The sequence below is a fragment of the Microbacterium sp. NPDC055455 genome (assembly GCF_053619935.1).
In genome coordinates, this window is record NZ_JBSHLB010000001.1 from 883,479 (window position 1) to 897,132 (window position 13,654).

Sequence of the window (13,654 nt, forward strand, 5' to 3'; positions counted from 1 at the left end):
TCGACGCAGAGGGTGACGGTGCGCGGGGGCGTCCGTCTCGGGCATCCTACGTCACGTCGACCCAGCGACAGGACGCAGTCTCACCCTGCCTGGCACGCGGTCTCGCCGCTGCCTCCGCGCGCCGGGGACGGCGGCGGTCCCCTCGCGCCGGGTCAGGCCTCGGCCCGGACGGCGGCCTCGACGGCTCGCAGACCCGCGAGCGTCTCGGCGAACGAGGTCGACAGCGGCGACAGGCCGACGCGCAGGCCGCCGGGGTCGCGGTAGTCGGGGATGACGTCCTCGGTCCACAGCCGGGCGGTCACCGCGCGCATCCGCGGGTGCGACAGCGTCACGTGCCCGCCGCGGAGGTTCGGGTCGCGAGGAGACGCGATCTCGACGCCGAGCGGAGAGAGCAGCTCGTCGGCGGCGCGCACGGCGAACTCGGTCAGCGCGACCGACTTCGACCGGACGGCCTCGATCCCCACCTCCTCGATGAGGGCCAGGGTGTCCTGCATCGCCAGCATGCCGACGATCGGCGGCGTGCCCGACAGGAATCGCCGCATGCCCGCGGCCGGCCGGTACTGCGGTCCCATGGCGAACACGTCGGCGGTGCCCATCCAGCCGTGGATCGGCTGGGCGAGGCGATCCTGCAGCCGCGTCGCCACGTAGGCGAACGCCGGCGAGCCGGGACCGCCGTTGAGGTACTTGTACGTGCAGCCGACCGCGACGTCGAATCCCCACGCGTCCGCCTCGACGGGGACGGAGCCGGCCGAGTGGCACAGGTCCCACACGATGAGCGCGCCGGCGTCGTGGGCGATGCGGGTGAGAGCCGGGGCATCCGCCAGATATCCCGAGCGGTACGCGACGTGCGAGAGCAGCACGACCGCCGTCTCGGGCCCGACCGCCGCCCGCAGGGCCTCGGTCGTCACGCCCGACGCGAGGTCGACCTCGATCCAGCGCACCCGGCCGCCGCGCTCGGCGGCGATGCCCTCGACGAGGTAGCGGTCGGTGGGGAAGTTGTCGCGGTCGACCACGATCTCGACCCTGCCGGGGTCGGCCGCCACCGCGGCGTCGAACGCCGCGCGCAGGAGCTTGTACAGCATCACGGTGGTCGAGTCGCCGATGACGGTCTGCCCCGGGGCCGCGCCGATCGCGGCGCGCCCGACGGCGTCGCCGATCTCGAAGGGGAGCTGCATCCAGGACTCGTCCCACCCTCGGATGAGCCGGCCGCCCCATTCGTCGCGCGTGAACGCCGCGAGCCGGTCGACGGTCGCCCGCAGCGGCCGGCCGAGCGAATTGCCGTCGAAGTAGACCAGCGACGACTCGGCTCCGACGAACCGTTCGCGGTGCGTCCGCAGGGGATCGGCCGCGTCGAGGGCCGCGGCATCCGTTTCGAGGTCCGCCACCGCGCCGGTCCCGGCACGACCGGGGGTTCGGGGCGCGTCCCGCACGTTCGGGGCGTGCGGCACGCGCCCCGAACGTCCGTCGTGCGCCCCGAACCCGGAAGAGGCCGGGTCCGACGATGCGACGGGATCAGTGGTCGTCATGGACGAGCTCCTCGGTGGGGACGACGGTCGCGCCGCGCAGCCACTCGGCGACCTCGTCGAGCTGGCCGGGCGGCGGACCCGGGACGAACGTGCGGACGCCCGACGGCGGCTCGGCGAACGGCCACGGGTCGGACATCGCGCGGATCAGCGCCGCTCCGCGCACACCGGCCCGGTCCAGCGCCGAGACCTCCTCGGCGTTCACCCCCACCGGCTGCTCCCCGTTGCCGAGGTCCGTGCCGTAGAGCACGCGTCCGCCGGCCGCGGCGAAGCCCGCCAGATTCACCCGCGCGAACTCCGCCTCGGCGTCGTCCCGGTGGATGGCCAGTGTCGAGATCCACACGTGACCGGCCGCGGCGGCGTGGGCGATGAAGGCGCGCCCGACGTACTCGCTGAACGGCGTATGGGCGAAGCCGCTCACTCCGGCCTCGAACGCGAGCCGTGGCATCCCCTCGCCCTCGGCGTGGGCGATCACGGGCAGCCCGCGCTCGCGGGCCACCTCGACGACGGCGGACAGCGTCGCCGGATCGAGCACGGGCCCGGCAGCGCTGTTGAGCGACGCCTTGATGACGGATGCCCCGAACGAGGCCTGCTCGTCGACCGCGGTGGCGGCGCTCCCGGGAACGCCGGGGTGGGTAGAGGGATCGCTGATCTCGCGGGCGATCTCGGCCGGCGCCCAGGACCGGCCGACGGGGTAGCCGCCGGGGGCGGTCAGGAACGCACCGGCGTATGCCACGCGGGGAATGCTGTGGTTCTCGCGGCGGGCGAGGGCCACCGGATCGCCGCCGAGGTCCACGACGCCCGCGATCCCGCCCGCCGCGAGGCGGCTCTCGTCGATGAGGTGCAGGTGCACGTGGTGATCGGTGAACGGGGGCAGTGAGACGCCGTGCTCTCCGGTGATCGCCCGGTGGCAGAGTCCGGCGTCGTCGCCCAGGAGGGCGCGGAGCGCATGAGGATCGTGGTTCATCACAGCTCCGTCCGCACCGCGTACAGCTCGGGGAAGAAGGTGAGGTCGAGCGCGCGCTGCAGGAAAGGCACACCGCTGGAGCCGCCGGTCCCGGTCTTCAGGCCGATGATCCGCTCGACGGTCTTGAGGTGGCGGAACCGCCAGAGCTGGAAGTTGTCCTCGAGGTCGACCAGCTCCTCGCACGTCTCGTACGCCGCCCAGTGCGCGCGGGGGTCGCGGTAGATGTCCACGAAGACCGGCACGAGCTCGGGCGAGTAGGTCCAGGCGGTGGTCACGTCGCGGTCGAGGAGCGCAGCGGGGACGGGGTAGCCCGAGCGGGCCAGGAGCCGCAGGAACTCGTCGTAGAGGCTCGGCGCCTCCAGCGCCGCCTTCACGAGCGCGTGGGCGCCGGGGTCGGACTCGAAGACCCGCAGCATGCCGGCGTTCTTGTTGCCGAGGGTGAACTCCACCGCGCGGTACTGCGCCGACTGGAAGCCGCTCGCGTTGCCCAGCACGCCCCGGAACTGGCCGTACTCGGCGGGTGTGAGCGTCGCAAGCACCGACCACTGCTCGGTGAGGGTCTTCTGGATGTGCTTCACCCGGGCGATGCACTTGAGCGCGGGGGCGAGCTGATCCTCGCGCAGCAGCCGGCAGGCGGCGCCGAGCTCGTGCAGCACGAGCTTCAGCCACAGCTCGGTGGTCTGGTGCTGCACGATGAACAGCAGCTCATCGTGGTGCTCGGGGTCGCTGAGGGGGCGTTGCGCCGACAGCAGCGTGGCGAGTTCGAGGTACCCGCCGTAGCTCATGCGGTCCTGGAAGTCGGTGACCACCGACCCCTCGATCGCCCGGGTGTTGCGTTCGACGCTCACGGCCTCAGCCTAATGAGGAGCGGCGTCGCGCCGTCAGGCCCGTGCGTCGATCCGTGTCAGATGAGGGACAGCTCGCGGAGCTTCGCCTCGACGTCGGAGTTGGACGGCTCGACGTGGTGCGAGGCATCGGGGTAGACCACGACGGGGATGTTGGTGCGGCCGGAGATGTCACGCGCGACGTCGGCGGCGGACGGGTCGGCGACGAGGTCGACGTACGTGTACGAGACGCCCAGCTCGTCGAGCTGCTTCTTCGTGCGGACGCAGTCGCGGCACCAGTCCGCGCCGAACATGGTGATGGTCGTGGGGGAGGTCATCGTTCCATTCTCCCCCGGGAATCCTGGGTGGGCGCCGCATGCGGGGGCCGGCCCAGCCGCGGTTGCGGCATCCGTCCGGGGGAGAGGTGACGCGCGATCACCGGCGCATGGGAGGATATGCGGCAATGCAGCTGTCGATCATCGTCCCGACGTACAACGAGGCTCCGAACGTCACGGAGCTCGTGCGTCGCATCGCGGCCGCGATCGGCGAGGTGCCCGGCGGCGTCGAGGCCGAGATCCTCTTCGTGGACGACAGCACGGATGCCACGCCCGACGTGATCCGCACGGTGGCGGCATCCGCTCCCGTGCCGGTCAGGCTCATCCATCGCGACAGGCCCACCGGCGGTCTCGGCGGTGCCGTGATCCAGGGGCTCGCCGAGGCCGCGGCCGACGCGTGCCTCGTCATCGACGGCGATCTGCAGCATCCGCCCGAGAAGATCCCCGAGATGTGGGAGCGCTTCTCGCACGGCGACGTCGACGTCGTCATCGCGTCGCGGTACGCCGGGGGCGGCACCGCCCACGGCCTCGCCGACCGCACGCGCGTACTGGTCTCCAAGGCCTCGACCGCCCTCACGCGCGCGATGTTCCCCGTCCGCCTGCGCGAGGTCAGCGATCCCATGACCGGCTTCTTCCTGATCGACCGGCGAAGCGTCGATCAGGCGCTGCTGCGACCGCGCGGCTTCAAGATCCTGCTCGAGATCCTCGCGCGGCGTCCGATGCGCATCGCGGAGGTGCCGTTCGACTTCGCCGACCGCCATGCCGGCGAGTCCAAGGCGTCCATCCGGCAGGGCGTGCACTTCCTCACCCAGCTCACCGCGCTGCGCTTCGGCAAGATGTCGCTCTTCGCCGTCATCGGCGGGCTGGGGGCTGTCGCCAACGTGGCGATCGTGTGGGCGCTCACCGGACTCGGGGTCGACTACATCATCGCGGCGATCGTCGCCGCCGAGGTGACGATCATCGGCAACTTCCTGCTGCTCGAGCGCTTCGTCTTCCATGACATGCGCGACCAGGCGTCGGGCGGCTGGGTGCGCTTCGCGAAGTCGTTCACCTTCAACAACGCCGAGGCGCTCATCCGCATCCCGATCATCGCGCTGATGGTCGAGTCGTGGCATTTCTCCGCCGTGGTGGCCACGGCCATCACGCTCGTGGTGGCGTTCTTCGTGCGGTTCGTGTTCCACTCGCTGGTCGTCTACGCGCCCCGCAGGCCCGGAGTCGCGCCCAGCCCTGCGCGGCGCTTCGTCGACGAGCTGGACGCGCAGGCCACGGCGCCCGGCGAGCTCTAGCAGCGGCCCGGCCCGGAGGCGCTGGTCGCCCGCTACCCGATGAGGCCGACGAGGGCGTCCAGGCCCATGCCGTAGTTGATGCGCACCGTCGGAAGGGCGAGCTTGTCGGTGCCGATCGTGACGAAGCCCGGCTCGATGGTCCGCGCCATCTCGAAGCCGGCCTGGCGCAGCCCCTCTTTCGCGGTGTCGTCGTAGTGGCCGAAGGGGTAGGCCATCACCTGCTTGACGCCCAGCACCGCCGCCGAGGTCTCCATGTCGGCGACGATCTCCGGCACCGAGAGGTTCACGATGCGGCCGTCGCCGTCGTCGCCCGCACGGTGCATGTCGTGCGTGTGCGATCGCTGCTGCACGTAGGGGGAGGGCGAGGGACCCGTCCCGTCGATGGTGATGCAGAAGGCGGTGGTCAGCACCTTCTTCTCGACCACGATCGGAACAGCCATCTGCAGCCACGTCATGTCGCAGTCGTCGTCGGTCACGATCACCGAGTGCGGCGGCAGGAACAGGCGCCCGTCGATGAACGCCGAGAGCTCGTCCCACGTCGGCAGGTAGAACCCGGTCGTCGCGATGTGGTTCATGTGGGCGTCGAAGTCGCCGATGTAGGCGTAGTTGCCGCGCAGCCACCCGCTCTCGCCCTCGGGCTTCGCGGTGAACTGGTGGTACATCAGGATCGGGATGCGGGAATCCGCTGCCGCGTTCTGCTCCGGGCTCATCCACGCGCCGTGCAGCGTCGCGCGCCGATCTGTGCACACCACGGTCTCCGAGCCGTTGATGCGGCCGGGGATGGCGAGCGCCGCCGCATCCTCGGGGTTCGCATACCACCCGGCGAAGACGAGGCCCTCGCGCGCGGGGATCGGCAGGTCGGCGTAGAGCGCCCCCTGCGTCTGCAGCATCGGGGCGTCGGCGACGCCCTCCCCGGTGAAGCTGACGACGCACGCCGCGGGGTCGGAGGTGGTGGCGAGCAGCTCGTGCTCGGGCGTCAGCGGGGTCGGCTCCGGCGTCGCCTCGGGGCTCGGCGCCGTCGGCGGTGCCGCTGCCTGGGTCGCGCGAGCCTCTGCGCCGGCGCGCGCGAAGCTCACGGCCGCGATCGTGCCGCCGACGGCGGCGAGCACGACGACGGCGCCGGCGACGCCTGCGAACAGGCGCCGACGACGAACCCGCGCCGACGGACGGGCGGGACCGGTACCGAATGTGGCCATGCGACTCCCCCAGGAGTCCGCGCCGCGCGTCCCCACGCACGACTCTCGACGCCGATCGTATCGGGATGCCGCGACCGCCGCCCGATGGAACCGCGGGTTGTGGGGAACCGGCGTGACGCCGGGCGGATGCGCTCGCTACGCTCGGATGTCGTGCTGCCTGCCGACTGGATCGAACATCGTCGCGCCGACGGCGAGCTGCTGGGATGGATGCTGCCGCACGGCGAGGGCTTCCGCGTCTTCGACCTGCTCGGGCGCGAGCGCACACCGGCGGGTGCCGAAGGGCCACTGGACTGGCTCGTTGCCGAGGAGCTCCTCGAGGAGCTCGGCATCGGCTACCTCGCGGACCGGTGGACGCTGCGCCTGCCCGACGGCACCGAGCGTCCGGTACGGATCGCCGAGGCGAGCTCCCGCGGCGTCACCGTGGTCGCCGACGAGTACGGGGCGGCGTCGGCTGTCGGCGCGGACCCGGAGCGCTTCCGCCTGCCGTTCCCCGTGACCGACGAGCTCCGCCCCGCCTGAGGCGCGGCGGTCCCGGAGTGCGCCCCGCAACTCCTCTGCACCCGGCGACCCCGGCTGGCTACAGTGAACGCATGACGACGCTCGTGCTCACCGTGGTCGGCGACGACCGCGTCGGACTCGTGGCCGCGGTCGCCGACGTCGTGGACGACCACGGCGGCAACTGGGAGAACAGCCAGCTCGCCGAGCTGGCGGGCGCATTCGCGGGCATCATCGAGGTCTCCGTCGCGCCCGAGCGCGCCACCGAGCTGCGCGAGGCGCTCGCCGTCCTCGACGGCCTGCTCGAGGTCACGGTGCACCCCGGATCGGCCGAGCCGCCGGCGGGGGCGGCGCGACTGCTGCACCTGAAGGTCATCGGCAACGACCATCCCGGGATCGTGCGCGACATCTCCGCGGTCCTTCACCGCCACGACGTCTCGATCGACCGTCTCACCACCACGACGACCGACGCGGCGATGTACGGCGGCCGGCTCTTCGAGGCGTCGGTCGTCGCCCGGGTTCCGGCATCCGTCGACCTGGACGCTCTGACGGCCGAGCTCGAGCGTCTCGCGGCCGAGATCCAGGTCGACGTCACGCTCGAGCCCTGATCCGGCGCCCGGTCGATACCTCCCCCACGCCGGCGGGCCGGCCGAACCGGAGCGGCCCCGCCTCCGGCGCGAACGGGGGCGGGGCCGGCTCCTGTGGGAGCTGCCGCGGTGAGGCGCGGCGCTACGCGATCAACCGCACGGCGCGCGGCAGACCGGGCTCACCGGCGGCTGCCGGCGCGGCGCCCGGAGTAGCGTCAGCCTGTCCGCGCGGTGCGACGGCCACCACGTACACCCCGTCCTTGCGGTAGTCCACGGTGTACTGGGTGCCCTCGGCGCCCCCGGTCACGGCCACCGACGCGAACCGTCCGTTGGACCGGTCGTGCTCGATGACGCGCACGCCGTCCGCCGACGCGCCGAGGCCCGCCACGTCGACCTCGAGCGTGCCCGCGTAGCGCGCCGTCCCCTCGACGGCGAGCGCCGGTGCGGACGCGGTCTCCTGGGTGAGCCGCAGGGTCGCGTCGCGTCCCTGGACGTACGCGTCCGCCACCTGGACCGTGTCTGCGGCGGTGTCGACCAGCGCGCCGGCGCGCACCTCGACCGCGCCCGCGCCGAGCGACTCGGCGAGCGTCGCGACCACGTCGCCGCCCGCCACGAGCACGCCGCCCGCGAACGAGTTCTCTCCGGCCAGGGTGAGGCTGCCGGTGCCGTGCTTGGTCAGCCCGCCCGCGCCGTCGATGTCGTTGAGCCACACATCGGCGGCGGCGGTGCCGCCGGCCGCGGCATCCATCGTCACGCTCACATCGCGGTCGAGCGTGCCGAAGCCGTGGACGGCCGAGTAGAGGTCGATGCGCCCCCATCCTTCGGCGTCGCCCACGAGCGGCAGCGACGAGTCGACGGCGGTCGAGTACAGCACCCAGCGCAGCTGATCGTCACTCAGATACGGGAACCGGGAGCGAAGCAGCGATTCCGCACCCGCCGGCACGTGCACGGGCTCGCCCGAGGCGCCGACCGGGGTGAGCCCGAAGGTCGTCAGGTCGTGATAGCGCGCGAGCTCCGCCTGGTACGCCTCGCGGTCGGCGTCGAGCTGCGGCGTCAGATCGAGCAGCTCGCGGGTGTCGGTCCGCGCCTGGGCGATGAGCGCGGAGTTCTCCGGGTCGGCCAGCGTCGCGCCGGCGAGGCCTGTCGCGAGGATGCGGCCGCCGATCACGTCCAGCGGCGAATGCATGCCCGAGACGACCCGCGTGCGTCCGAGGTCGGCAGCCGTCATGAGCAACTCGTCGTAGTGCTCCGGCGCCGAAAAGGCGAGCGCGAGGCCCGCGATGAAGGCGGCATTGGTGTGGCCGCTCGGGAACCCGCCGTCGGAGGCGGCGTCGGCCTCGGGCACGAGGCGCACGACGAGCTCGGGCACGACCTCCACGTCGGAGCTCCAGCGGAAGGGCCGCATGTACTGGTAGTGGAACTTCGCGTGGTTGCCCGACGCGTACGGGCCGCGCAGCGTGTTCACGAGGCGCACGGCGGAACCGAGGGGCGAGTCGGCGTCGGCCCAGACGCCGTTGGCGTTGCCCTCGTCGCTGTAGCGGACGGTGAGCGCATCGGCCGGCACCTCCGTGATCGTCGTGCCGGCGCCGGTCAGCGACGCGAACTCCTCAGCGTCCTCGCCGAGGCCCGCGATCAGCGAGTAGCTCTGGTGGCGGCGGTCATCGATCCACGCCTGGTCGGACTCGGCGTCGGTGCGGTTCCGGGTGATGTCCTCGACGATGCCGATGTTCTCGGCGTGGAGCTGCGCGTTCAGCACCGTCCCGTCGTTCCATGAGGAGCCCGGGGTGAAGTAGTCGAGCATGGGCGTCAACACCCCGATGGCGGGATTGGCCTGCGGGGTGTCGTTCGCGGAGACGTTCTGACGATAGGTGTCGGTGAACGTGCCGTAGACGCCTGGCCGCGGTTCGATCGCGGTCGCCGGGGTGAACGCGGCCGGGTCTCCGGAGCCGGCAGCCCGTGGCGCGCTGGAATGGGCGGGCGGAGCGGCAGCCCCGGCATGTGCCGCGGCGGGCGGCAGCACCAGCGACGTCAGCACGACGCACCCGACGGTGGTGGCGACGGCGCGCCGCGGGGATCGAGGCGGATGGGGGGTGGTTCTCACCACGTCAACTCCTTCGTTCGACAGACTCCCGTGACGCGCCGTTGCACGCCGAAGAGGACCCCGGCGAGGTCGTCACGGGGAGGAGATGCGACCTCGTCGTCCTGTCTTCGGCAAGCGCCTTCCGACAACCTAGCCGGGCTTTGTGCGTATGTTCAATAGTCCTGACAAGACCGACGACCTCTCCGGGGGGTGACGCCGCCGATCGGCGGCGAGTAGCGTGCCGACTCGTGGGCTCGCTCGTGTATTTCAACTCCGCCTCGCTCGACGGCTACATCGCCGGTCCGGACGGCCGCTGGGACTGGGCCGTGCCCGATGAGGAGGTGCACTCGTTCGTCAACGACCTCGTCGCGCCCGCCCGCACGCACCTGTACGGCCGCAGGGTCTACGACGTGATGAAGGTGTGGGACGAGCTCGACCTCGACGAGCTGTCGCCGCCGGAGCGCGCGTTCGCGCTCGAGTGGCGCGGGAGCGACAAGATCGTGTACTCACGCACGCTCGACGCGGTCACGACGAGCCGCACCGCGCTGCGGCCGGACTTCGACGTGGCCGAGGTGCGACGGATGGCGGATGCCTCGCCCGCACCCGTCGCGATCGGCGGCGGGCGGCTCGCCTCGGCGGCCGCGCGCGCCGGCATCCTCGACGAGGTGCACGTCGTGGTGTCGCCGGCCGTGGTCGGCGGCGGCATCCGATTCCTCGACGAGGGGCTGCGACTCGACCTCGAGCTGATCGACGAGCGCCGCTTCGGCAACGGGGCTGTGTACCTCGGCTACCGCGTTCGGCGGTGACGCGAATCGACCTCGTCCCTCGGCCGCTCCCCGTCATCCCACCCGCATCATCGGTGCGGGCGAGAGAGAGGGCGCGGTGGAGACGGTCACGCGGGGGTCCCGCGACGGCCGAAGGCCCGCAGCTTGGCGAACATGTCCCCCATGAGCCAGCGGGTGTCGACGGCCTCGCACACGCGGATGCGACGTGAGGCGTCGATGGTGCCGATCACCTCGCCGTCGGCGCTGAACCGCGGCGGCGGGCGCAGGCTCCACCGAGCGCCGAGTGGATTGAGCAGCGCGCCGATGGCCGGGCTGTCGCCGAGCGAGCGGAAGTCCATGGGACCGTAGTCGACCTGCGCGTTGAAGGCGATGACACGCTCGACCAAGTAGTCCGCGAGCGCCCCCGTACCGCCGAGGCGTTCGACGAGCTCCGCGTGCCCGACCCCGATCATCGTGTAGACGGGCATCGGAACCTGCCATACCTCGACGCCGGAGGCCATCACCACGTTCGCCGCGGCGACGTCGTTCGACAGGTTGAACTCGGGTGAGTACCCGACGACGCCCTCGTACGGCGGGCCGCCGATCCACACGATCAGGGGGTCAGCGTCTACGAGTGCCGGATCCTCGAGCAGCGCAGACGCGACATCGGTGAGCGGCCCCAGCACCGCGATGCGCAGGCGCCGGTCGTCGGATCGCGCCTCGTGCCGGATCAGGGCCGAGGCCGCCGACGGGCGCGGCGTCCGCTCATCCGGGAGCGCCGCGTCCGCGCCGTCGGCGACGACACGGTGCCCGGCGGCTCCGAGCAGCGAGTGCAGGAGGTCCACCTCGGCGCGGGACTCGGCGCAGCTGCCCTCTCGTCCGAAGTGAGCCGGCAGGATCCCCCGCACGTCGAGGACGGGCGAGAGCAGAGCATGCACGACGGCGAACTGGTCGTCGACCTCGTTCGCGGCATCCGTGCTGATGAGCACCTTGTGCGGCGGGACGGGCATCTCAGAGCGACTCGCGACGGACGAGCGACGTGGGCAGCAGCTGCTCCTTCTCGGCAGGCAGTCCCCGGATGGTGGCGAGGAGCGTGTCGGCCGCCGCGCGGCCCATCTCTTCCAAGGGCTGCCGGACCGTCGTGAGCGGGGGGTCGGACGTGCTCGCGATGAGCACGTCGTCGAAGCCGACGACCGACACGTCCGTCGGCACGCGACGACCCGCCGCCTGCAGGACGCGCATCGCACCGGCGGCCATCAGGTCGGACGACGCGAAGACCCCGTCGAGATCGGGGTCGCGCTGAAGCAGACGCGCCATCGCCGCGGTGCCGCTGTCGAGCGTGAAGTCGCCGTGGACGATCGGGCCGGGCTGGATGCCGTGACGGGCGAGTTCGTCCGTCCATCCGCGCGTCCGCTCGCGAGCCTGCTCGAGATCGAGCGGACCGGTGATGATGCCGATCGAACGCCGCCCGCGCTCGACGAGCGCACGCGCGGCGAGGACGCCGCCCCCGTAGTTGTCGGAGTCGATCACGATCGGGTCGGGGCCGATGTCGGCGTGCGGTCTGCCCACCCAGGCGACCGGGATCGGCGACTGGGCGAGGCTCTCGACGAGATGGGTGATCTCGTGCTGCAGGATGACGATCACGCCGTCGAGTGCTCCCGAGCGCAGGAACCGCGGGATCCGATCGAGGTCCTCATGATCGGCGGGAAGCAGAACCGGCTGCACCTCGCCGGCCGACAGGCCCTTCGCCGCCCCCTTGAGCACGGCCGTGAAGAACGTACCACTGAGACTGCCGAGCTCGTCGAAGGCGATGACCAGGCCGATCGAGCCGGCCCTTCCGCCGCGCAGCACCCGTGCGGCGAAGTTGGTCTCGTAGCCCAGTCGCCGAGCCTCGCGCGCTACGGCCTCCGTCATCGCCGGGTCGACGTTCGTCGCCCCGGCGAGCACGCGAGCGGCGGTGGCGCGTGAGACGCCCGCCGCCTGGGCGACGTCGACGATGGTGGGTCGGGCCATGGCTTCCCCTCCGAAGAAATGCACATCCGCCGTAGATCGATCTCACGATCACGTCGATCATTGCACGTACGCGTGCTCGGGACGTGCTGCGTTCTGACAGCCGCGCCGTGGAACGGCACCGCACGTCTCTGAGAAGCGCTTTCCGTGAGCAGGCTTGCGCTTTTCAACGTTGCATCGCTACTGTGGCTCGCGGACGAGAGAACGATCTCTCGCACGGTGAGATTCCGTCATCTCCCGCACTCACATGTCCCCCAAGGAAGAGGAGCAGTTGTGAATCGTCGCAAACTGGCCCTGCCCATCGCCGCCGTCGGCGCACTCGCGCTGCTGATCTCAGGATGCTCAGGAGGCTCCGGCTCCGGCTCCGAGGCCGGAGACCCGAACGCCGAGTTCGAGTTCTGGTCATTCACCGGAATCGGTCAGAAGGACTCGGTCGACCGGTACCTCGAGAAGAACCCCGACGCGAAGGTCAAGCTCTCGGAGGTCGGCAGCACCACCGAGACGGCGACCGCGCTGACGGCCGCCCTGGCAGGCGGTCGGGTGCCCGACCTGGTCATGATCCAGAACGACGACCTGCCGAAGTTCGTCGAGAACCCCGGCAACTTCGTCGACCTGCGCACGCTCGGCGGGGACGACATCGGCGACGGATACCTCGACTGGGCCATCGAGGGAGCCACCGCCGAGGACGGATCGATCATCGGCATCCCGACCGACGTCGGCGGCCTGGCCTTCGCCTACCGCGCGGACCTTTTCGAGCAGGCGGGCCTGCCCACCGACCCGGCGGAGGTGGCGGAGATGTGGTCGACGTGGGATGACTTCATCGCCATGGGCGAGCAGTACACCGAGGCCACCGGCGAGCCGTTCGTCGACAACGTCGAGACCTCGGTCTTCTTCTCCACGGTGAACCAGGTGAGCGAGAAGTACTACACGCCTGAAGGGGAGCTCGTCTACGACACCAACCCCGAGGTCGAGGAAGCCTTCGACGTCGCGGTGCGCGCCTACGAGGCCGGTATCAGCGCCGACATCCCGGCATGGTCCTCGGGCTGGGCGCCCGGCAAGGCCAACGGCGCGTTCGCCGTCACCACGGCGCCGTCCTGGATCCTCTCGGGCCTCAAGAACGACGCCCCCGACACCGAGGGCAAGTGGCGCATCGCCTCGATCCCCGGCGTCGGCGGCAACTGGGGCGGCAGCGTCATCGCCATCCCCGCCCGTGCTGAGAACAAAGAGGCGGCCTGGCAGTACATCGAGACGATGCTGTCGCCCGAGGGTCAGACCGAGCACTTCGCCGAGACGGGCACCTTCCCCGCGGCCGAGGCGGCGCTCGAGAGCGACGAGGTCAAGAGCTACACCGACCCGTTCTACGGCGACTCTCCGATCGGTCAGATCATGAGCGACTCGGTGATGAACTTCCAGTCGTTCTACAACGGTCCCGACACCAGTGCTATCGGCGGTGCGCTGCTGAACGCGCTCGTGGACATGCAGGCGGGCAACGTCGCGCCCGAGGATGCCTGGCAGACAGGCCTCGACAGCGCGAAAGCAGCCATCGGGGGCTGACCCCCTTCGACAGACGGTGGCCCGGCGCGCCCG

Annotated in this window: 13 protein-coding genes; 5 read left to right on the forward strand and 8 right to left on the reverse strand. The window is 71.3% G+C overall.

The annotated features are described in order from the left end of the window. Positions 1-152: 152 nt before the first annotated feature. From ACWGUG_RS03905 to ACWGUG_RS03920, 4 genes are read right to left on the reverse strand one after another with little or no spacing between them, the layout of a single operon-like run. Positions 153-1,526 carry a kynureninase gene (locus ACWGUG_RS03905; protein WP_452323890.1) on the reverse strand — a complete coding sequence of 458 codons (1,374 nt, stop codon included), beginning with the start codon at positions 1,524-1,526 and terminating at the stop codon, positions 153-155. After that, the gene (locus tag ACWGUG_RS03910; protein ID WP_452323891.1) at positions 1,513-2,490 is read right to left on the reverse strand and encodes a hypothetical protein; all 978 of its coding nucleotides are present in this window, start codon (positions 2,488-2,490) and stop codon (positions 1,513-1,515) included. The genes ACWGUG_RS03905 and ACWGUG_RS03910 overlap by 14 nt, the downstream gene beginning before the upstream one ends. Further along, positions 2,490-3,338: a tryptophan 2,3-dioxygenase gene (gene kynA / locus ACWGUG_RS03915; protein ID WP_336393832.1), complete on the reverse strand. Its 849-nt coding sequence runs from the start codon at positions 3,336-3,338 to the stop codon at positions 2,490-2,492. The genes ACWGUG_RS03910 and kynA overlap by 1 nt, the downstream gene beginning before the upstream one ends. Positions 3,339-3,394: 56 nt before the next feature. Next, positions 3,395-3,652 (reverse strand): glutaredoxin family protein, encoded by a 258-nt coding sequence (locus ACWGUG_RS03920; protein ID WP_336393831.1) that lies wholly within the window; start codon positions 3,650-3,652, stop codon positions 3,395-3,397. Between the two features lie 125 nt (positions 3,653-3,777). Between ACWGUG_RS03920 and ACWGUG_RS03925 the strand changes: the two genes are divergently transcribed. Next, positions 3,778-4,935: a glycosyltransferase family 2 protein gene (locus ACWGUG_RS03925; RefSeq protein ID WP_336393830.1), complete on the forward strand. Its 1,158-nt coding sequence runs from the start codon at positions 3,778-3,780 to the stop codon at positions 4,933-4,935. Positions 4,936-4,967: 32 nt separating this feature from the next. Here the strand turns inward: ACWGUG_RS03925 and ACWGUG_RS03930 are convergent, their stop codons facing one another. Then, positions 4,968-6,131, reverse strand: a complete 1,164-nt coding sequence (locus ACWGUG_RS03930; RefSeq protein WP_452323892.1) for a polysaccharide deacetylase family protein — start codon at positions 6,129-6,131, stop codon at positions 4,968-4,970. Positions 6,132-6,281: 150 nt separating this feature from the next. Here ACWGUG_RS03930 and ACWGUG_RS03935 point away from each other — a divergent pair, with 150 nt between their 5' ends. Further along, positions 6,282-6,650 carry a hypothetical protein gene (locus ACWGUG_RS03935; protein ID WP_336393828.1) on the forward strand — a complete coding sequence of 123 codons (369 nt, stop codon included), beginning with the start codon at positions 6,282-6,284 and terminating at the stop codon, positions 6,648-6,650. A 71-nt stretch (positions 6,651-6,721) separates the two neighbouring features. Next, positions 6,722-7,234: a glycine cleavage system protein R gene (locus ACWGUG_RS03940; RefSeq protein WP_336393827.1), complete on the forward strand. Its 513-nt coding sequence runs from the start codon at positions 6,722-6,724 to the stop codon at positions 7,232-7,234. A 121-nt stretch (positions 7,235-7,355) separates the two neighbouring features. On the opposite strand, the gene ACWGUG_RS03945 is transcribed toward ACWGUG_RS03940, so the two are convergent. Further along, positions 7,356-9,314: a phosphatase PAP2 family protein gene (locus ACWGUG_RS03945; RefSeq protein WP_452323893.1), complete on the reverse strand. Its 1,959-nt coding sequence runs from the start codon at positions 9,312-9,314 to the stop codon at positions 7,356-7,358. A gap of 227 nt (positions 9,315-9,541) precedes the next feature. Between ACWGUG_RS03945 and ACWGUG_RS03950 the strand changes: the two genes are divergently transcribed. Then, complete coding sequence (locus ACWGUG_RS03950) at positions 9,542-10,099, forward strand: dihydrofolate reductase family protein (RefSeq protein WP_336393825.1); 558 nt, start codon at positions 9,542-9,544, stop codon at positions 10,097-10,099. Between the two features lie 86 nt (positions 10,100-10,185). Here the strand turns inward: ACWGUG_RS03950 and ACWGUG_RS03955 are convergent, their stop codons facing one another. After that, entirely contained in the window at positions 10,186-11,067 is an 882-nt protein-coding gene (locus tag ACWGUG_RS03955) for a nucleoside hydrolase (protein WP_452323894.1), read from the reverse strand. Between the two features lies 1 nt (position 11,068). After that, on the reverse strand, positions 11,069-12,070 hold the full coding sequence (locus tag ACWGUG_RS03960) for a LacI family DNA-binding transcriptional regulator (protein WP_336393823.1): 1,002 nt from the start codon (positions 12,068-12,070) through the stop codon (positions 11,069-11,071). A 270-nt stretch (positions 12,071-12,340) separates the two neighbouring features. Between ACWGUG_RS03960 and ACWGUG_RS03965 the strand changes: the two genes are divergently transcribed. Continuing rightward, on the forward strand, positions 12,341-13,621 hold the full coding sequence (locus ACWGUG_RS03965) for an ABC transporter substrate-binding protein (protein ID WP_378879698.1): 1,281 nt from the start codon (positions 12,341-12,343) through the stop codon (positions 13,619-13,621). Positions 13,622-13,654: the final 33 nt, after the last annotated feature.

Excerpts from the sequence above, each read along its gene's own strand:
- ACWGUG_RS03905 (WP_452323890.1), bottom strand. The coding sequence starts at position 1,526 with ATGACGACCACTGATCCCGTCGCATCGTCGGACCCGGCCTCTTCCGGG.
- ACWGUG_RS03910 (WP_452323891.1), bottom strand. The coding sequence starts at position 2,490 with ATGAACCACGATCCTCATGCGCTCCGCGCCCTCCTGGGCGACGACGCC.
- ACWGUG_RS03920 (WP_336393831.1), bottom strand. The coding sequence starts at position 3,652 with ATGACCTCCCCCACGACCATCACCATGTTCGGCGCGGACTGGTGCCGC.
- ACWGUG_RS03925 (WP_336393830.1), top strand. The coding sequence starts at position 3,778 with ATGCAGCTGTCGATCATCGTCCCGACGTACAACGAGGCTCCGAACGTC.
- ACWGUG_RS03930 (WP_452323892.1), bottom strand. The coding sequence starts at position 6,131 with ATGGCCACATTCGGTACCGGTCCCGCCCGTCCGTCGGCGCGGGTTCGT.
- ACWGUG_RS03940 (WP_336393827.1), top strand. The coding sequence starts at position 6,722 with ATGACGACGCTCGTGCTCACCGTGGTCGGCGACGACCGCGTCGGACTC.
- ACWGUG_RS03955 (WP_452323894.1), bottom strand. The coding sequence starts at position 11,067 with ATGCCCGTCCCGCCGCACAAGGTGCTCATCAGCACGGATGCCGCGAAC.
- ACWGUG_RS03960 (WP_336393823.1), bottom strand. The coding sequence starts at position 12,070 with ATGGCCCGACCCACCATCGTCGACGTCGCCCAGGCGGCGGGCGTCTCA.